Source organism: Pseudomonas sp. D3 (assembly GCF_029320995.1).
GTDB classification, from domain to species: Bacteria; Pseudomonadota; Gammaproteobacteria; order Pseudomonadales; family Pseudomonadaceae; genus Aquipseudomonas; species Aquipseudomonas paraveronii.
Genome location: NZ_CP119772.1, coordinates 391633 through 410446, shown reverse-complemented (window position 1 = coordinate 410446; position 18814 = coordinate 391633). Strand labels below are relative to the sequence as shown.

The 18814-nt window shown below is 60.0% G+C and carries 11 protein-coding genes and 1 pseudogene; 4 read left to right on the top strand and 8 right to left on the bottom strand.

Annotated elements, in window-relative coordinates; translation table 11 throughout:
* The first annotated feature begins 149 nt into the window (after positions 1-149).
* The 3 genes from P3S72_RS01790 to P3S72_RS01780 all read left to right on the top strand — a co-directional run bounded on the left by P3S72_RS01790 (position 150) and on the right by P3S72_RS01780 (position 2178).
* Positions 150-761: a hypothetical protein gene (locus P3S72_RS01790; RefSeq protein ID WP_276195750.1), complete on the top strand. Its 612-nt coding sequence runs from the start codon at positions 150-152 to the stop codon at positions 759-761.
* A 16-nt stretch (positions 762-777) separates the two neighbouring features.
* Positions 778-1365, top strand: coding sequence for a hypothetical protein (locus P3S72_RS01785; protein ID WP_276195748.1), 588 nt, complete (start codon positions 778-780; stop codon positions 1363-1365).
* Between the two features lie 555 nt (positions 1366-1920).
* Entirely contained in the window at positions 1921-2178 is a 258-nt protein-coding gene (locus P3S72_RS01780) for a hypothetical protein (protein ID WP_046385097.1), read from the top strand.
* A 118-nt stretch (positions 2179-2296) separates the two neighbouring features.
* Here P3S72_RS01780 and P3S72_RS01775 read toward each other — a convergent pair.
* Positions 2297-2587, bottom strand: a pseudogene (locus P3S72_RS01775) (IS4 family transposase); the annotation flags it as partial.
* A 5-nt stretch (positions 2588-2592) separates the two neighbouring features.
* Between P3S72_RS01775 and P3S72_RS01770 the strand changes: the two are divergent.
* A complete protein-coding gene (locus tag P3S72_RS01770; RefSeq protein ID WP_057006050.1) occupies positions 2593-2847 on the top strand; it encodes a hypothetical protein in 255 nt (84 codons plus the stop codon).
* A gap of 146 nt (positions 2848-2993) precedes the next feature.
* On the opposite strand, the gene P3S72_RS01765 is transcribed toward P3S72_RS01770, so the two are convergent.
* The 7 genes from P3S72_RS01765 to pgaB form a co-directional block, all read right to left on the bottom strand.
* The gene (locus P3S72_RS01765) at positions 2994-3659 is read right to left on the bottom strand and encodes a hypothetical protein (protein ID WP_276195743.1); all 666 of its coding nucleotides are present in this window, start codon (positions 3657-3659) and stop codon (positions 2994-2996) included.
* A gap of 412 nt (positions 3660-4071) precedes the next feature.
* Positions 4072-4359 (bottom strand): hypothetical protein, encoded by a 288-nt coding sequence (locus tag P3S72_RS01760; protein ID WP_276195742.1) that lies wholly within the window; start codon positions 4357-4359, stop codon positions 4072-4074.
* A 1-nt stretch (position 4360) separates the two neighbouring features.
* Entirely contained in the window at positions 4361-12796 is an 8436-nt protein-coding gene (locus P3S72_RS01755; protein WP_276195740.1) for a hemagglutinin repeat-containing protein, read from the bottom strand.
* 31 nt (positions 12797-12827) lie between these two features.
* Positions 12828-14552 carry a ShlB/FhaC/HecB family hemolysin secretion/activation protein gene (locus P3S72_RS01750; protein WP_276195738.1) on the bottom strand — a complete coding sequence of 575 codons (1725 nt, stop codon included), beginning with the start codon at positions 14550-14552 and terminating at the stop codon, positions 12828-12830.
* 432 nt (positions 14553-14984) lie between these two features.
* Positions 14985-15467, bottom strand: a complete 483-nt coding sequence (gene pgaD / locus P3S72_RS01745; protein WP_276195737.1) for a poly-beta-1,6-N-acetyl-D-glucosamine biosynthesis protein PgaD — start codon at positions 15465-15467, stop codon at positions 14985-14987.
* A gap of 2 nt (positions 15468-15469) precedes the next feature.
* Entirely contained in the window at positions 15470-16810 is a 1341-nt protein-coding gene (gene pgaC / locus P3S72_RS01740; protein WP_276195736.1) for a poly-beta-1,6-N-acetyl-D-glucosamine synthase, read from the bottom strand.
* Positions 16811-16812: 2 nt separating this feature from the next.
* On the bottom strand, positions 16813-18810 hold the full coding sequence (gene pgaB / locus P3S72_RS01735) for a poly-beta-1,6-N-acetyl-D-glucosamine N-deacetylase PgaB (RefSeq protein ID WP_276195735.1): 1998 nt from the start codon (positions 18808-18810) through the stop codon (positions 16813-16815).
* Positions 18811-18814: the final 4 nt, after the last annotated feature.

Sequence of the window (18814 nt, the reverse complement as noted above, 5' to 3'; positions counted from 1 at the left end):
TGTCGTGTCGCAACGGCTGCGACATTTTACGGGGTTGAGAGGGGTTCTCAAGGTGTTTCGTCGGATGGCGTGCGGTGACGCACATTCCTCAAGTTTTCGGCCCGCCGGTCGAGACAGTGGCCTGGCTCATTTATTAATAGGGATATTGCGTGTTGAAAAACCTCTTCCGAGCAGCGACCCTGATCGCCGCCCTGTCGATGACCGGTTGTGTGTCCTACACCGTCACCGGCCCCATTGGCGCCCCGCTCCACCCCGCCGCCGTCACCAGCCCGCGCAGCGCACAAGTCGCCGATGTGACGGTGAGCGTCGCCGACGTCAACGACGCCAACAAAACTGCCATCAGCCGCTCGCTCACCGCCCAGCTCAATCAGTACGTGAGTACTGCGGGCTACTTCAAGCAGGTCACCGAATACCCCGTGCGCCTGGGCGAGCAGGACGTGTCGCTCAAGTTCAACATGACCTCCCTCAAGGGCCACCGTGGCATCCACCCGGGCTATGTCCCCGGCGCCTTGCTGACGCTGACGGTCTGGATCTGGGTCAACGGCCCGATCTACGTCGACACCTTTGACGTGGCCGGCGACCTGGTGATCGTCGATCGCGACGGCAAGCAACTGGCGAGCGCCAAACACGAGGTCAAGTTCGAGCGCAACGTCGGCCTCTATGGTCGCGAATACTGGGCGCCAACCATGGGCGCCAAGCAACTGAACGAACTGGTCGCGCAACTGCTCGACAGCGCCACTGCCAAGCTGGCCAAACCGTAATTTCAAGGAGCGACATATGAAAGGATTGATCAAACACAGCCTGGTCCTCGCGGCCATCTTGCTGACAGGTTGCGTGTCTTACTCGCAACACGAACTGCCGCCCGTACAAACCTGGCCGCCGACCGCCAACGCACCGGCGCAAAAACCCACCGCGTTCGTGCGCACCACCGCGCTCAACCAGGTCAACAGCGGCCCGGGCAACACCGCCGCCGGCGCTCCGGCGGCGTTGTGGGAAAAGGCCGTGGCGGATTCGTTTCGCCAGTCCAACCGCTTCTCGCGGGTGAGCACCGACAAGGTCGACTCGGACATCTACGCCGACGCCACCCTGTACAACAACGAACAGTTCAGCATGGCCTCGGCGATCATCACTGGCGTGACGTTCTTCATCATCCCGTCCACGGCGAAGAACACCTTCACCCTGGAAACCGTGTTCAAGGACAAAGACGGCAAAGAACTCGGGCGCGTCAAAAAGAGTGAGTCGGTACGCACCTGGATGCACCTGGTGCTGATCGTGGGCATCCCGTTCCAGGCGGACACGCGGGAAGTGGTCGAGGCGTTGACGCGCAGCACGCTGGATGAGGCGGTGCAGCGCAAGTTGTTCTGAGGTCAAAAGTCGCTGTGAGGGCAGGCCAGCCCTCACGCTGCTCAGTGAAAAAACACAACGCTCGAAAAGCGACCTGTGGCGCGGGAGCTTGTTCCCTCGCCACAGGTACAGTGTTTGCCCTTGACCGGGCAGCGTTCTGGCTTGGAACGCGTAACGCGCCTTGAGCATTACCCCATCCACTCATGTCATTTGAAAACGCTGCAATCCATGCAACCTGACCGGGTGGGGGCGTTTTGAGGGCTGCGGGGCTTGAGGGAGTGGCGGGGTGCTATACCTTGCGTGGTTTTGGGCAGGGGGCTTATAGTCCGGCCGTCGCCCAACCGGGCGATCGGATTTGGCGATCCGTAAACGAGTGCAAAAGCGTTCTGCGTTTTTTTGCAGGCATTTTGCACCCGCAGAGTCGCTGTTATGGCGGCTGTGCGTGGGAGACCTTCGGGTCTGCCGGTTACTCGTTTCCGGTTCGCCAACCTGCGTACAGCTGCCACCTAATTCGTTTGGCGACGATTAGGTGGTAGATCTCATACCCTCTAAACGAGACTTCAAATGAATCGATACATGCCCCTAACCGGTCACGATAGCACCGTACCCGCCCTGCTCATCGACACTCAGGCACCCCTCGACGTCCTCCACGACGCCGCCGTGTACCGGATTCGAGCCGTCACTCAACTGCTGGAAAACCTAGCCTTTCGCGAACAGCTCAGCAGCGATGCCGTGGTGCTGCAAGACTTTGCCCATCTACTGGCGATTCCGCTGCGCGATGGGTGTGATTTGTTGGATGTGATCAGCCGCAGGCTCAATGCCGATCCAACCTGAATAAAATCGGGCGGCCTGGGTGCCGCCCCGGTTTGTGCAGATAATCAACTCTAGGCCCCACCATTAAAGAGAAATAGGGGTCAGACCACGAGAAATAGGGGGCAGACCAGAATGGCACTTACTTAACCTTCTTCGGATGCCCATTCTTGCGTACCTCGGCCCTTGCCGCTCCTCGTGCCTGCATCAGCTTGGGGTAAGGTTTTGGCCTTCGTTTTACAGCACGGGGCTCTATCCTACTCGGCCGATTTCCAACACGTTTTCGGGCAATCAGCTGGAGCAATTTCAACACCTCGTCGCCTTGCTTACCCGTCCCGTACTGCCTCAACGCGAGGCACAACTGAAGGCTATGTTTGAAGCTCAGCTGTCGCGGTAAACAATCCGCCAAGAGCGCTGATTGGGCCATTACTATTTCCCATGCCATTAACAGGCCACGACTCAACCATTCCCGCGTTGGTGATCGACACGCAAGCGCCCCTCGATGTCCTCCATGAGGCTGCCGCGTATCGTATTCGTGCGGTGACTCAGTTTTTGGAGAATCTGGCATTTCGGGAAAAGATCAGCAGTGATGCGGTTGTGTTGCATGATTTTGCGCTGCTGCTGGCTATACCGCTGCGGGATGGGTGCGATCTGCTGGATGTTATTGGACGGAAATCAAACTCGAAGATCTAAAGCAGAATCCGGGCAGTTAAACCATAACTGCCCGGCCGATATATAAAACCATTTCATTAAAGAACCATAAAAGCAGAATCTCCCCAACAACTCTACCAGGCCCAGTCAAAACAGCCCTACACCGACCATCTTGACCAAAAAAACAATCAAATCACCAAGCTTTTTAGTCGATCACCCGCACTGAGGAGCTCGTCGGCAGATAGCGGATTATAACTAATCACAATCAAAACTCCATCTTCAAACTCACGCACTTCTTCTACATAATCACTTATTAAATCAACAAGTTCACGAGGTCCCTTTCCAAAAGCACGAAAACACAATTCCTTATCGAAATAATTCGCTGCATTTATACGAAAAACACCATCCCTACCATTGACGTCTTTCTTTGTAGCTTCACAAGCTTCTACCACTAAAGGCCAATCGCTTCTCGTAACACTCCAATCATGCAAAGCCGAGCGATAGGAACCAAACGCCTTAATATATCTAGGAAAAACAACTTTCAACAAATCTGAATAGTCGACTTTTGAAGCTGTAAATTCAATAAATAGAGTATCATCAAACTGCGCATCATCTTCCAGATACTTCTGATCTCGCAGGGCGTATGAAATACGACCTTTAACGCCGACTGGAAGTAGCTTATCTAATGACACCGAGGTCACCAACTCGCTTCCAATAGGGGGAACTTTAAGGGAATCGTTCAAACCCCATGGAACGCCCAAATCGCTTACAACTCTCAAAAAATTATTATGCCTATCTTCGATAGACTCTGAAAAATTAGGTCTATGTCGAAATTCAAGCTTATATTTAGTCATTAAGGTGCCACCCTTACAGAAATATTTCTGATATTTTGCTCAACAAGGATATCTGTTGCCCTATCAGCTGCTTTTTGATTGGGAAATTCAAAAACCGCCTTAACTCCCGGATTCTGCTTTAGCGCTGCCGATACTCGCTGAACGCTCTGGAAAAATAGGGGTCAGACCACCAATATACATTGGTGCACTAATCGTGGTCTGACCCCTATTTTCCCAGATTTTGGTGGGCGAGAAGGCTTGGAAGTGTTGGAGAAAGCCCTGCGTGATGAGGTGCGCCATCAGGCGCAGAGCCTGGAGTAGATTTGTGGGGATCCCTCAGGGTCTGCCCCCTATTTCCCCTTCAATATTCCAACTGCATGACTTTCAGTAAGAAAATCGGCACCCCTCATGGTCTGACCCGATTTCTCTAGTTTCATTGACCAAAACTCAATACAAACCCCAACAAATAAATAACAAAAGATACGGATGCCAGTGATGCCCGCCCCACTGGGCTTGCATCTTTACCTAAACCACCTGGACCTATAGAGATCCAGCCGCCTCTCAGATATGCAAACACAGCTTGCCCAAACCACAACTGAAGCATCAGAGCGCTGAAAAATGGCCTTGCATCGCCCCAAAAACGAAGAAAACAATTGAGTAACGCGGCGATCAACAACAATGCCCCCAATAGATACCGGTATTTGTACAAAGCCGACTTCATACTAATTTCCCTTGAAAGCATCAATAGCCCTTTCGGCCAGTTCGTCCCAGACTTTAGCAACACCCAGCGCATTGGATACTCTCGCAGCCTCACTGGCAGGAATACCTTTACTGACAGCGAAACGCTCGAAACCTGCGCTGAGGCCATAACTCGTCAGCGCTTCCGGGGTTTTGTCCGTCATGTAACCCGATACGAGGGATGCGATTGTTGAGCCGTTAGACAACGCAGCGGCTGCGCCACCCGTCGTGAATACTGCTATGCCACCCATGGCCGTTCCAACATCGGAGACCATCTTGGCATCGGCCGCTTTTATCCATTTCAACGTATTGGCATCAGCCAGATCGATATTGGCTCCCGATGAAATACACTCTGCCGTGCCGCAGGACATATATCTGGGTGTGTAAACCACCCCTTCAATCGTTATGGGTACCCGGTACCCACCCTTGTCATCCAAAGCATACCCAGTCAGGCGGTCGCGTTTACCCGTTCCACCCTGGGGGTATGCGGATGGATCACCCGTCAACACGCGCGAGAAACCGCTTTCCGCGTCCATGGTCCACGCATAAGCGCCCGTATTTTCCTTGATGTAAGCGATGATTTTATGGTCACTGGTCTCAGGCATCTGAACAAATGTCTTGCCGTCGCCCAGGGGCATCCAGTTTCCGCCGGGATCATAAATACCGTCTTTGGTAGCCACCATCTCTACACCAGGCGTTATGTCTGTGCCTTTGACGAACGACAGCCGCAACTGCGCTTCAATCTGCTCGGCGGTATATTTGCCGTTGCTTTTCATGGCTAGCATTTTTGCGAGTTCTTTCTCTTCCGGGTGCAACTGCCTGTTGAACTTGTCTACCGCGAACGCAGTGCCGCCTGCAACTAAACCACCTGTCACCCCCCTCCCAGCGCCCACCCCCGTGCCGACGCCTGCAGCAATCAACGAAGCAATCGCTTTTTGATCGGCTGGCGACATATCGCTATCGGCCAGGGCTTGAGCAATGGAAGGCATCAACGCAGCAGAGGTACCTGCGCCCAGCGCCCCAGCTTCAGCATTACCGCTAGACAAGCCGATAGCCGCACCGGCGAGCGCGTGCAGCAAGACTCGGGCAGCACCGCCTTCAGCCCAGGCCGCCTTGGTCGTAGCGTCGGTAGACTTGTCCCTCTGTGCATTAGCAAAATCACCGATCTTGTTAAAGATGTCACTGGATGAGGTGTTAGCAACAATACCCACGGCCGTCGCTCCGGTCGCTCCGCCCAGTCCTGCGGCAATCAGACCGGTAGCGATATCAGCCATCAATTTCTTATCGCCTCCGACTTGCCAACGCAACGCTTCCGCATTGGCCGCATTGGCCGCCTCCGCCGCAGCTAGTGCTCCTGGCGAGCCCGCCTTGGCTTGGCTTTTCGCCTCATCGGCTAGTGCTTTTGCCTCATCCGCCTTGGCTTTGCCCACCGCACTGATCACCCCACTGGCCAACTGCGCCGAGCTTTGGATCAGGTCAATACGCTCTTGCATGGCCTTTTCATCAGGCCGGTCAAGTTTCTGATTGGCATTGGCGGTGTCACGGTTCAGCCCCACTAGGTCATTGGCGCCTTCGGCATTGCGAACCACAATCGTGCCTTCGCTGACCGCGCTACGGGTGTAGCTATGGTCTTTCTCCTTGAGTGCTATCGGGATGCTGCCGCCCATCGACGCACCGCTGGTACTACTGGAAGACACCGAAATACCGGCAGACTGACTTTTGATTTCGCTGACATTCTTGATGTCGCTGACGATCAGGCGGTCAGTGCTGAGCCGGTTCTTATCAGCTGACGCTTCACTGGCAATCACCGCGCCTTGCAGGGTGGTGTTCTTGCCGACATTGATGTCGTAGCCGCCCGTGCCCGCATACAAACCGCTCTGGTCGGTCACGCCCTTGTAGTCGCTGTTCATATTGGCGGCGGCAAGGTTCGCCGAGCCCGCTACGGTAGAGCCGTAGCAGAACGGCGGGATGCAGATACTGGCGCCGAAGCCTGCGCTGCTCTGTTTGCTGCGCGAAGACTCGGTGTCTTGGAGGGAGATGATATTGAGGTTGCCGCCAATATCTGCCTTGATACTGTCCGCACGAACCTGGGCGCCTTTGAGGGTGGTATCGCCACCGCTTTGTAACAACAGGCTGCCTGTATCGAGGGTGCTATTGACCTGAGTGACGGAGTTACCGTTGCCATTGTTCTTGGCACCCTGCGCTCCGAGGTCGAGGGTGAAGCCGTTTTGCTCGCCAATATTGAAGCTGGCGCCGATGGCGGTTTTACTTTTCGACCCTTCGTTTTTGCGGTCGGTGGTGTTTTGTGCGCTTTGCATCAACACATCGTTTTTAGCTAACAACAAGGTGTTGGCGGCTTTCAAGCTGCTGCCGGTGATCTGGATATCACCCTGAGTACCCGCCGCAGCGCCCGTGGCAACGATCGACAAGTCTTGCCCTGCGTTGAGCGTGCTCTGCTTGGCGGTGACACTGTTGAATTCGCTGCTGTTCTTGCTGCGGTTATTGGCCAGTTCAGTACCGATCTTGATCAGCGAACCGTTGCCGGGCGTGCCGCCGGTTTTGTTTTTGAAGCCGGAGCTTTGCGCATTGGCGTCCGAAGCCTGGCCGTTCAGGTTGTAGGCGGCTAGGGCTGCCTGGGCGATTTTGACTGCCTTAAGTCGTGGGTCATCAGCACTACGGGCCGCTTTGACGGCGTCGCGCATGCTGGTGGCGGTGTCCACTACCGAGCCCGCGATCACGCGTCCAACCGCCAAGCTCTTGGAACTGTCCTTACTGGTCTGACTGGCAGTCTCCATCCCTGAAGTAACGGTGACATTGGCACCACTCAACTCCATGTTCTTGGTGCTCACCAGATCACTGGCCACCACCTTCAACTCACGCCCCGCCGTCAACGACACATTCCCCGCACTCGAACCAATAGTGCTGCCGGTCAAGGTCATCTCATTGGCCGTGCCGTTGTGCTTCGAGCTGTTGATGTACAGCTTCTGGTTGCCGGTCATGTCATCCAGACCGAGCTTGTTGCCGGTCAACACGCCGGTCAGGTCGCGATTTTTTTCCTTGTGCATGTCGGTACGGGCGAAGGTGTTCTGCGCCGCGTCGATGGTCAGGTCGCGGCCGGCCTGGACGGCGAGGTCGCCGGTGCTGGCCAGGGACGAGCCGGTGACGGTGGCATCGCGTTTGGCCGCGACGGTGACCGTTTCGCCGGAGACCATGCTGCCCATGGCGGTGGTGCGTTTTTCGTCGACGTTGTCCTGGACCTTGCTCGACTTCAGGCCGCCCCAGCTGCTTTTGCTTTCCTTGCGTTCGTGACGGGCGCTGTCGGCATTGCTGACGGCGAGGATATTCACGTCTTGGCCGGCGACCAGTTGGGTGGCGCCTTTTTCGGCGGTGACGGCACTGCCGGCCAGCAGCAGGTCTGCACCGGCGACGACGGTGCTGTTCGTCCCCGCACTGACCAGGCTGCCAACGTTGTTCACTACATCGGTTTCATCCAGGCGGAATTTTTTGCCCTGGGAGGTTTTCTTGGTCTTGCTGTAGAAGCTGTAGTCCTGGTCTTCGGCGCTGCGCAGGCTGAGGTTTTTGCCGGATACCAGGTACGCCTCGTTGCCGGCATTCACCTGGCTGGCCACCAGTTGCAGGTTCTGCCCGGCGCTCAGGGTGGCGTCGCCGCCGGCCTTGATCACGCTGGACACTTGCTGCACGTGGTCTTCGATGCTTTTGATTTTTTTCGAGTTGTACGTCGAATGCTGCTCGTTGGCTGCCGCGATCGAGTTGAGGTCGCGGGTGGCAATCAGGTTGACGTCGCGCTTGGCTTCGACCTGGCTGGCCACGGCGCTGATGTCGCGCCCGGCGACCACATGCAGGTCGCGGCCGGCTTCGACCACGGAGCCTTGCTGGGCGATGGTGGTGAAGTTCGAACGGCTGCCGATGTTGCCGCTGCTCAGGGTTTGCGAGGCGCTGATGTTGACGTCGCCTTTGGCCTGGGCGGTGGTGTCGGCGCCGCTTTTGAGCACGCCGCCTACGTTGTTGATGTTGCCGCCGGCTTGCAGGGTGAGGGCGTTGGCCGATTCGATGCGGGCGGCGTTGTCGACGAAGTCGCTGCGTTCGGTGCGGTAGTTGCTGGCGCTTTCGTGGGTGGTGACGGTGCGCTGGTTGAGCATCTCGGCACCGGCGGCGAGGTTGACATCGCGACCGACGATCACGCCACCGGCGCGGTTGCTCAGGTTATTACCGCTGAGCAGGTCGAGGCGCCCGCCGGCTTCCATCAGGCCGCTGTTGGTCAGGTTGCCGCCAGCACTGGCGAGCAGGCTGCTGGTGGCGCGCAAGGTGCCGACGTTGTTGAGGTCGGTGCCGGCCATCAGGCTGAGGTCGCTGCCGGAAATCAATGCACCGTTGGGGGCCAGGCGGTTGTTGGCCTGGGCCAGGTAAAGCACGGGCACCAGTACTGGCTGGCCGGCGACGGTAGCGTTTTCCAGCCAGACGATGTCGTGGGTCAGGGCGGCGACCTGTTCGGCGGTGAGGCTGACGCCTACCGACAGGTTGAGCGCGGTTTTGCTGCCGATGGCGTTGTCCATCAAGTGCTTGAACAAGTCGGCGTCGCTGGTCTGGCCGTCGATGAAGCGCTGGCCGGTGCGGGCAAGGACGGCTTGCTGGATCAGGCGTTGTTCGTAGAAGCCGTCGCCCAGGCGCTTTTGCGCGGTGTCGGGGTCGTAGCCGAGCTTGGTCAGCAGGTAATCCGAACCCAGGAACTGACGCATGTCGGTCAGCGCCGGGTTGGTTTCGATCAGGTACTTATGCGGGCTCGCCGTGAACTGGCTGGTGGGCAGGCCGTTGACGCCGTTGCCATCGTTGAGGTGGAACAAGCCGTTCTGCCCGGTGGGCAAACCAAAGCCGGGCAGGCCCAGCGGGTTGATCTGTTGCTGGGCAACATCCGGCGGCAATTGCGAGTTGAGGCTGATCAGGGTGGAGTAACCCGGTGCGCGGGTGTCGGCTTTGACACCGCTGCCCACGTAGGTGTAACCGCCGCGTACAACGCTGTTGTCGATACCGGCCTGGGCCCTCACATCGACCGCACCACCGGCCTGGATCACGGCGCCATAGCGCTGGTCCGAGGGTGCCAGCTCAGTCGTCTTGAGGTCGCCCCATTCGCGTTCCATGGTGCCGATAAAAGCAGCCATGGCAGCTTCCACGCCGCTCATGTTCTGCGGATCGTAATTCGCGCCGCCGATCGAATAGCGCTGGCTAAAGGCAGCGGCCGGCCCGGCCCAGATTTCCGGGTGGCGACTGCGCTCGGAGGCGAAGATGCGTTCGCTGAGGGTGTCGTGGGTCACCAGGCCCACGTTGGTCAGTTGGTTGACGGTGGCGGTCAGATTGCCGCCCGCTGCGATGCTACTGCTGCTGTTGAGCAACGCTCCACCAGTGAGCAACATGTTGGCGCCGGAGGTGATGCTCGAGGCCGCGCTGGCTTGCGTGACAATCAAGTGCTCACGCTGGGCAATCAGGTACGGACGGTTTTCCTTGCCGCCGTCGCAGTCGCCGCCGGTGACGTTGAAGATGCAGGCCGTGGGCGTGATGGACGCGCTGTAGATACCCGATTCGCTGGTCAGCATCGTGCGGATATTCTGGATCGTGCTCGCCGCGAGGATCAGGCCGGCGTCGGTCTGGATCGAGGATGAGCTGTTGATAATGCTGCTGGCCAACCCGCCCTGGCCGTCGCGGTCCACGCGCAGGTTGCCCATGGCGTAAATGTCGGCGCCGAGGTTTTTCAGGCGGTCAACGCGCAGGCCCATGTCGCCACCGCTGAAGATCAGACCGTGGTCGTTGAGCAGGCTGGCGGCGGTGACGGTCATTGCCCGGCCGCTGCCGAGGGTGCCGAGGTTGTTGACGGCGGCAGCGCGCAGGCTGAGGTCGGTGGCGGCAGTGACGCGACCGCTGTTGTTGAGGGCCCCGCCGAACGTCAGGTCGAGACCGCCGTTACTGGCGATGGCGCCAGCGGTGGTCCAGTCCTGGCCGCGGCCGATCAGGCTGCTGCTGCCGAGCAATTTGCCGCTGGCGGTCTGCTGCAGGTTGTCGACGTTGACCGTCAAGCGCCCTGCCTGAATTACCGTGCTGTTGGTCCAGCTGGCTTTGTTGAGCGTCAGGTCGCCGTGGGTCACCAGGCTGCCACCGACGTCATCGAGGCTGATGCCGCTGAGGTCGAGCGCGCCCGTGCCCACATGCAGCACACTGCCGCCAGTATTCTGGAACGTGCCGGCGGCGAGGCTCAGCTCGGTGTTGGCGGTTTCCAGGCTGCCGCTGTTGTTCAGCAGGCCATCGATGGCGTAACGGGTTTTTCCGCCGGGGCCGAGTGCCCGCATCTGGCCACTGTTGGTCAGGCTGGCGGTGCCGATGTCGAGGGTCGTGGCGCTTTCTATCAAGCCACGGTTAGTGAGCGAGCCACGCAGCCTGACGTCGACGGTTTGCCCGGCGATCTGCCCGGCGTTGTCGACATTGCCGCCACGCAGGGACACGCGATTGGCGGCGAACACGGCGCCGTTGCCGTTGTTGAACTGGCTGGCGTCGATCAGCACATCACCGGCCTTGGCCGCGAGCCGCCCACCCGTGTTGTCGAGGCTGCCGAGCGTCAAGTCAAGGCCGGCTTTTTCGCTGTGGATCAAACCGTTGGTGCCGTTCTGCACCAGGCCGCTGGTAGTGAGTTTCACGCCAGCGTTGGCCGCCAGCGTACCGCTGTTCTGGTTGTCGATACTGTTGGCGAACAGGGTCAGCAGACCCTGGCTGGCGAGTTTTCCGCCCTGGTTATCGAGGTGGCCGGCACGCTGGACCAGCAACGGCCCGCCACTCGCCAGCTTGCCGTTGCGGTTGATCAGATCACCGATCAGGTCGAGGGTGATCGCGCCGCCGCTGGTCAGGCTGCCGGTGCCGTTGTCCAGGGTTTGGCCGCGCAGCTCAATCGCGCCAGTGCTGTCGATGGAGCCGCCCTGGCTGTTGTCCAGCAAGCCGCTGACGATCAGGGTTTGCGCACCGTCGCTGGAGATCACGCCGCCATGGCGGTTGTTGAGCTGGACGCTGTTGACGGTCAGGGTGTTATCGCTGAGCAGGCGACCTTTGTTCTGGTTGTCGACGCTGTCGGCAGTGACGTTCAGCGCCTGTCGGGCACTCAAGGTACCGCCGCGGTTGTTCAGGGTTTGCGTGGCGGTGGCGGTGAGCGTGCGGTTGGCAACCACCGTGCCGGTGTTGGTGATGTGCTGGGCGTCGAGCTTGACGTCGCCATTGGTATTGCGGGTGTTGTCGGCGTTGACGCCGGCTTCGATGATGCCGTTGTTGGTCAACTGGCCGTTACTGGTCAGGGTGATGCTGTCGCGCGCGGCGAGGGTCTTGCGGTTGTTCAGCTCGCCTTTGGTTTGTACCTTGAGCGTGGTACCGGCGTACACCGGCCCGCCGGCGTCTAGGCTCGCCGCCTTGATGTCTACCGCGCCGCTGGAGGCGGCCTGCGCCATGCTCAAATGGCCATTGGCATCAAGCTGAATATCCCCACCACTGGCCGCCAACGTACCGTCGAGCTTCACGCCCACCCCGGCTTCGGTGCCCACCAGCTTGATCGCGCCGGCGTACATGCCGCCCAAGGCGCTGGAGTCGATTGCCAGTTCCGGCTTGGCGCTGCCATCGTCGGCGCGCGCGGTGGTTTTCAGGCTTTGCGCGTCGACGTCATTGCGTCCGGCGATCACGGTCAACTCGCGCGCATTGATCTGCGCGTTGATCTTGGCCGAGCGGGTGATGATTTCGAAGCGGTCGACGTTGCTCGCGTTCAGGCCCTGGCCGTCAATGGTCACGCCACCGCCGTCGACTTGGTAGTGGTCCAGGCGGCCGACGGTGTCGATGACGGGTTTGCCGGTGGTCAGGGTGGCGTTGGGGGTGTTGATGAAGCCGCAGCCGTTGCAACTGATGCCGTAGGGGTTGGCGACGATGACCTTGGCCGACTGCCCCGCCACTTCGGTGTAGCCGCGCAACTGGCTGGGGTTGCCGCCGTTGACTTCGTTGAGGATGACGCTGGCCGCGCCGCCCTTGAGGTTGGGGTTGCCGACGATGTAGCCGCCCAGTTGGGTGTTGGTCACCGCGCCGCTGGCGTTGTTGAGGATCACGCCGTTGGGGCCGACGTTGTAGTCCTTGAACTGGTTGTGCGACAGGCCACTGCCGTTCGGTGTGGCGATGTTCACCACTGGCACGCCATTGCCCGCGGCGCCGACGCTGGTGCCGGGCGCGCTGACCACGATGCCCTCGGCCTGGGCCAGCAGCGGCTGCCAGAACAGCGCGTTGGCGAGGATCAACGCCAGCCCGCGCTTGGGCAGGCCGAAGAACGCGTCGCGCGGCTTCAGTGCGGCAGAAGGTTGGCGGGCCTGAAAGGCAAATTGGCGAACATCCATTTTCAAATTCTCGATGTAACGGGGCGTTGAATTACAGGAAGAAATCCATACGGAAGTAGATCGGCGCTTCGCGCTCGCTCATCACTGCCGGGCGTTCCAAAGAATGGGCAAACGTCACGCTGGTGCTGACGTGTTTGCCCCGGGCGAACAGCTCCAGGGAGTTGCTCGAGACCCGACCGTGTACGTCGTCGTTGTAGCGACCGTGGCTGATCACACCTTGGTCGTAGCCGACGCTGGCGCCGTATTCGGCAAAGGCCGGGCGCAGCCAATCGAGCGTCACCGGGCGCGCCCAGCGCACGTCGTTGCGCCAGTAGCCGCCGCTGTCGCCGCTCAGTTGCTGGTCTTTGAAGCCGCGCACCGAGGCCGAGCCGCCGAGGCTGATGCGCTGCGGGCTGAACAGCACGTCTTCACTGCGTTGGCCGGTAGCCAGGCTGGAAAAACTGAAGGACTCGCCCCACAGCGTGAACGGCTGCAGGTAGCTGACGGTGGCGGTGTATTTGCGGTAGTTCGGCGTGGACGTGAGGTTGCCCTCGCGATCGCGTTTCTGGTTGTTGCTTTGCGCATCGAAGGCGCCAATACCGTTCTGCATGCCCAGGTCGAAGTTGACGAACCCGCTGCCGATACGCCGCCCGTGGTTGATACCCACCTGCAATTCGCTGAGGCGGTTACTGCTGGGGCCCAGGCGCGCATCGAGCAGGTAGTTGTTGGTGCGCAAATGGGCGAGGCCGACGTTGACCGAGGTCTTGCTCACGTCGTCGCGATGGATCACGCGCTCGGCGCGCAGTTGGTGGTTCTGGCTGTCGCCGTACTGCTTGAGCTTATAGCCATTGAGGTCGGCCAGGGTGCGGTAATCGCTCTCGCTGTAGGTGTAACTGAAGTTCCACCAGCCCCACGGCACGTTGTAGTAGAGCATGCTGTTTTTCGAGGTTTTCTGGTGGTCGCTGACGGCATCGTGGCCGCCGCGCAGCACCAGTTGGTCGGCCAGGCCGAGCGGGCTGTCCCACTCCAGGCCGGCGCCCCATTGCTGTTCGCCGGTGCTTTTCTGCCCGTCGTTGTTGCGCGACAGGCTGGCGCGCCAGGGCTTTTGCGGGGTGTTCTTGACCACGACGTCACTGCCGCCTACCTGGGTGCCGGGGGTCAGTTCCATTTGCGCCTGCTTGGAGGGCAAACGGCTGAGCTGGTCCACCAGTTGCTCGACTTCGCGCAGGTTGAGCGCCGCGCCGACCTTGCCGGGAAAGGCCATGGCCAGTTCGCGATCGGTCACGGTGCTGCCTTGGGCGCCTTTGAGTCCTTCGAGTTTGCCTTCGACCACCAGCACCTGGAGGTGGCCGCTGGAAAGGTCTTGCTGCGGCAAGTAGGCGCGGCTGGTGACCCGGCCTTTGTCGATGTAGTAATCGGTGATGACCTTGAGCAGTTCATTGAGCTGCGACACGCCCAGGCACTGGCCGACATAGGGTTTGAGCAGGCGCTCGCGGTCGGCGGCGGGAAGGCTGTCGGCGCCTTTGAGCGTGATGTCCCGGATCGGGAAGCAACGGCTGTCGGCGGGCGTGGCCGGGGCCTGGGGCTTGGCTTCTTTGCCGGGCAGGTCCTTAAGCTCGTCGAGGCGCCGGCGCTGCTCGTCGAGCAGGCGGTTCTGGCGGTCGCGGATCAGGTCCTGATCGCCCGGCGTGGGGGCGGCCGTGGCGCTGTTCAGGCTTAACCCGGCGAGCAACAAAGTACACAGAAGATACCGAGTCCGTGGCAATAACAAAGACATGTTCGATCCGTCGAAAATCAAGGCGCGGCAAACTAACATCGAACTTCGGCTGACCCAAGAAAATGGATTAGTTGCACGTCAGTTCTAGTTAGTTATGCAATACACTGATTAATAACAATAAAAATAATCAAAAAAGACGAAAGGTTCTTCATCGGAAGTATTATTCCGACAAACGGCAACTATTTTGATGTTGATTCAGCGAATACCTTATTAATTGCCACTACTTGGCCATCAAGTTATTGCCGAGTTAGGTTAGTACCGGGAAAGACGGAAAAGTTCGCAAGAATTTTGTGAACTAGAGCTCATTTATCGACATTGCAGGGAAAGCCGATTGGGGACGAGCGGCAAGCCTGATGCGGCAGAACCGGTGGAGGCGCTGTAGAGCCTCGCCGGGGCTCCACAGCGACCACCAAGGGCGGCTTGGTTTGGCCTTCAGCCGTTGTCTTTGCCTTTTTCCTGGCCGGGCACCAGGGTCAGCGGCGGGCGTTCCACGTCGCGCGAGACATGCGACTTCACGTCCTCGACGCCGCCATGCTCATCGTTGTGGATGACCAGCACACCCGGCCTGCGCAGTTGCTCCAGGGCTCCCTCCTCCAGCTTAAAACTTTCACTAAGGTGCTTGTCACTGAGCACATTGGCCTCGGCACGGCGCTGGGCGAACTTGCGCCCCTTGCGTTGCTGGTAACGCGCCCAACTGATCAGGATCACCGCGTTGAACAGGGCGATCCACAGGTAGATTTGCAGGGTGTTGAGCGCCGCGAAAATCGGCGCTTCCAGGCGTGGGCCGCCATGGCTGTCAAGCATCGACGTAATGCCGCGCATCATCAGCCAAATCAGCCCGCCCCAGGCCAGCAGGGTCAAGAGCACATCGATGCCCCACATCACCGGGTGTTGACGAGTTCGGACCAGTTTCATGATCACACGTCCTCATTGGCAGGTTTGATACCGCGATCCGGGCTGACCCAGCGCGCGCGCTTCTGATGCTGTTTGAACAACACCTTGGGAAAACTGACCAGCGTGGTGAACAAGCTGACCAGCCAGAACACCATCGGGTACCACACGGTCCAGAACAGGGTTTTCCACAGGTCCTTTTCGTAGCGCCGGTCGATCAGGATGCTCACGGCAAACTGCACCAGGCACACCATCGCCAGCACCAGCCCGGTAAACGCCGGCGGCACCAGGGAGTCCACCGCAATCGCTTGGGGCAAGACCATGAATTTGCCCAGCCCCCAGAAGATCACCGACAACAGGAAGGTGAAGGCCCAGCCGGTGGACAGGCAGTATTCGAACAGCAGCGGCCACAGGTAGCGATGCCGCCATTGCCAGATGCCACGGATGTTCTTGAACAGCACTTCGGCGCCACCCTGGGCCCAGCGCAGGCGCTGTTTCCACAGGCCTCCGACGGTTTCGGGCATGAGAATCCAGCACAGGGCACGTGGCTCGTAGAAGATGCTCCAGTGATCGAGTTGCAGCTTCCAACTGACATCGATGTCTTCGGTGATCATGTTGGTGCTCCAGTAGTCGATGCGGTCGAGCGCCTTTTTACGGAACGCCACCACCACACCGGACACCGTGAAGATCCGCCCGAATACGCGCTGGGTGCGCTTGATCAAGCCGATGATCGAGGAGAACTCGCCCACCTGCACGCGGCCGATCAAGGTCGAGCGCGTGCGGATGCGTGGGTTGCCGGTCACGGCACCCAGGCGCGGGTTGTCGAGCATCGGCGCAACCAGGTAGGCCGCCGCGTTTTTGTCGAGCAACGCGTCGCCGTCGATGCACACCAGGTACTCACTGCGCGCCGCCACGGCGCCCATGCGCAAGGCCACGGCCTTGCCCTGGTTCTGCGCCAGGTGCAGCACCCGCAGGCGTGGATGCTCCAGGGCCAAGGCGTCGAGCACCGCCGCCGTGTTGTCCTTGGAGCCGTCGTTGACGGCGATCACTTCAATGTTCGGGTACGACTGGCCCAGCGCCGCATGAATGGTTTCGGCGGCGTTATCGCCTTCGTTGTAGCAAGGGATGATGATCGAGATCAGCGGGTTGCCGGCCAGGGTCGGTGCCGGCGTGTCTTCTTCCCAAGGCCAGTGGCGTTCCCAGTGCAGCCAGAAGTACAAGCCGCCGGCGATCCACAGCGCCGACATGAACAGCGGGTAGAAGAACACGAAGTCCATCAGGAATTGCCCGGTGATCAGGAAGATCAGCCCCAGAGGCACGCCCAACACCAGCGCCAGTACGAATAAAGCCAGGATTCTATCGAACATGGTCAAGGGTTCCATTGGTTGGAAAGGGCCGGACGCACTGTCTTCAGGTCCGGGGAGTTTTCCAGGAAGTTGTCCGGGTAGTAGCCAAAACTCGTGACCCCCTGGCGTTTGAGTACACCCATCCACTCAGCCAATTGCGCACCGCTCAGGTCCGGCGCGGCCTTGGTGCGCCAGTCTTTGGCTTGCAGTTCGAATACGGTACGGTCCAGTGCGCCGGGGCGCGCCTTGACCGTGGCGACCAGTTTTTCCAGCCATACGTTGGAATTTTTGAGGGTCTCGCCTTCCATCAGCGGCATGGCCATCGGCGCGGTCCAGTCATAGGTCTGGAGGAAGTCGTCGAGGTTCTGCGCAAACCACGCTTCGCTCTGCGGATTGAGCATCGGCTCGGCGAAGATGTTGCGCGCGGTCTGCACCTGCGGACCACCGATGGCGCGGACCTTGGCAGTCAACTCCTGGGTGAAATCGATCAGGTAACGACTCTTGAAGCGTGTCCAACGCTGCATCACCGCCGGGTCGGCGCGCAGGGCCGCAATGCTGGCGGGCAAGCCGTTGGCGGCATAGACCTTGAGCGCGGCGGGGCTGGCGTCTTCGAAGTCGGACAGCAACGCATCGTCGTGGTACAGCACGCCGTCGATGGCATTGTTGCGGGCCAGGTCCTCATAGATCTCGCCAATGATCTTGCGCACCTGCGGGTCGAACGGCGACAGGCGCTGGTATTGATCCGGGTCGAGGCCGACCTTGCCGGTCTCCGGGTCCCAGCGGGTCACGCGGGGCAGCTTGGGGTCGAGGGCAAAACTGAGCACCGGCATCCAGGCATACACGCTGGCATGGGCACGGGTGTGCAACTGCCAGGCGACACGGTTGAACAGGTCGGCACGCACCGGCAAGTGGCGGTTGGGGAAGTACAGTTGATGCACCAGGCCGTCACCCTTGGGGTCGGCGAAGGCTTGCAGGAACACGGTGCCCGCGCCCATGTCCACCACGCGCTGCACCAATTGGTCGAGGTTGCGCGCTTGTTGGGCCGGGTCCGGGTCGTAGACGTTGTCCAGGTCCACATGCAGCACCCGCAGCGGTGCCCGGGTTTGCACCGCGACGATGCTGTTGGCGAAATGTTCGCCGTCCGGGTCGGACGCCACCAGGAAGCGCGGGCTGTTCATCAGGTTAGCCGAGCTATCGAGGCCATCTTCCAGGGTCAGGGCCATTTCATAGCCCTGCTCGCCGACGATCGCCAGCGAGGTGCCCTTGGCCGCGCCATAGGGCCATACCCACACCCGTGGCGCCTTGCCGGTGACGCTGCGGATCTTGTTGGAGATCGCCACGACGTCCGCGCGCATCCGCGCCTCGAACTGCGCCTGGGTTTCATAGCGGCCCGTGGCCGGATCGAAGCGCAGGGAGGTCGCAGCCGGTTCGAGGTTGCCCTGGGGGTTGGCCAGGATCCCTTTGTGACTGGCATCGGTGTGGGCAGCGATTTCCACCAGGCCGGAGCGGGACACTTCGCGGATCTGCTCCCAGGTCAGGAACTCACCCCGCGGGCGCGGTGAGCCGGCGAAGTCCACCGGTTGGTTCAACGGCGTATCGATCCAGGCGCCGACCGGCGCGAGCAGGGCCGGCCAGTGGTAGGCCCGCAGTATCGGCATCACGCGGGTATAGAAGCTCGAATAGCCGTCATCGAAACTGAGCATCACGGCTTTGGGCGGCAGCGCCGGACCGCCACGGCGGGCGGCGAGGATCTGGTCAACACTGACCGCCTGGTAACCGTTCTCCCGCAGCCAGGCCAACTGCTCGATCAAACGTTCGGTACGCACTGCCACTACCGTCTGGTCGGGGTCGCGATCCTCGACATCGTGGTAGGCAATGCCCAGGAAATGGTTTTTCGGCCACGGCGCTTCGTTGGCCGAGGTCGGCCGCTCGGCGGGTGGAGTGAAGGGGGCGGGCTGCTGGGCGCAGGCACTGGCCAGCAATACACCCAGGACCAGCAAGCAACGGCTGAGGACAGTCATGGTC

What these genes read in the sequence shown, in the direction of transcription:
- P3S72_RS01785 (WP_276195748.1), top strand. Translation starts at nt 778, where the DNA reads ATGAAAGGATTGATCAAACACAGCCTGGTCCTCGCGGCCATCTTGCTG.
- P3S72_RS01780 (WP_046385097.1), top strand. Translation starts at nt 1,921, where the DNA reads ATGCCCCTAACCGGTCACGATAGCACCGTACCCGCCCTGCTCATCGAC.
- P3S72_RS01770 (WP_057006050.1), top strand. Translation starts at nt 2,593, where the DNA reads ATGCCATTAACAGGCCACGACTCAACCATTCCCGCGTTGGTGATCGAC.
- P3S72_RS01765 (WP_276195743.1), bottom strand. Translation starts at nt 3,659, where the DNA reads ATGACTAAATATAAGCTTGAATTTCGACATAGACCTAATTTTTCAGAG.
- P3S72_RS01760 (WP_276195742.1), bottom strand. Translation starts at nt 4,359, where the DNA reads ATGAAGTCGGCTTTGTACAAATACCGGTATCTATTGGGGGCATTGTTG.
- P3S72_RS01755 (WP_276195740.1), bottom strand. Translation starts at nt 12,796, where the DNA reads ATGGATGTTCGCCAATTTGCCTTTCAGGCCCGCCAACCTTCTGCCGCA.
- P3S72_RS01750 (WP_276195738.1), bottom strand. Translation starts at nt 14,552, where the DNA reads ATGTCTTTGTTATTGCCACGGACTCGGTATCTTCTGTGTACTTTGTTG.
- pgaD (WP_276195737.1), bottom strand. Translation starts at nt 15,467, where the DNA reads ATGAAACTGGTCCGAACTCGTCAACACCCGGTGATGTGGGGCATCGAT.
- pgaC (WP_276195736.1), bottom strand. Translation starts at nt 16,810, where the DNA reads ATGTTCGATAGAATCCTGGCTTTATTCGTACTGGCGCTGGTGTTGGGC.
- pgaB (WP_276195735.1), bottom strand. Translation starts at nt 18,810, where the DNA reads ATGACTGTCCTCAGCCGTTGCTTGCTGGTCCTGGGTGTATTGCTGGCC.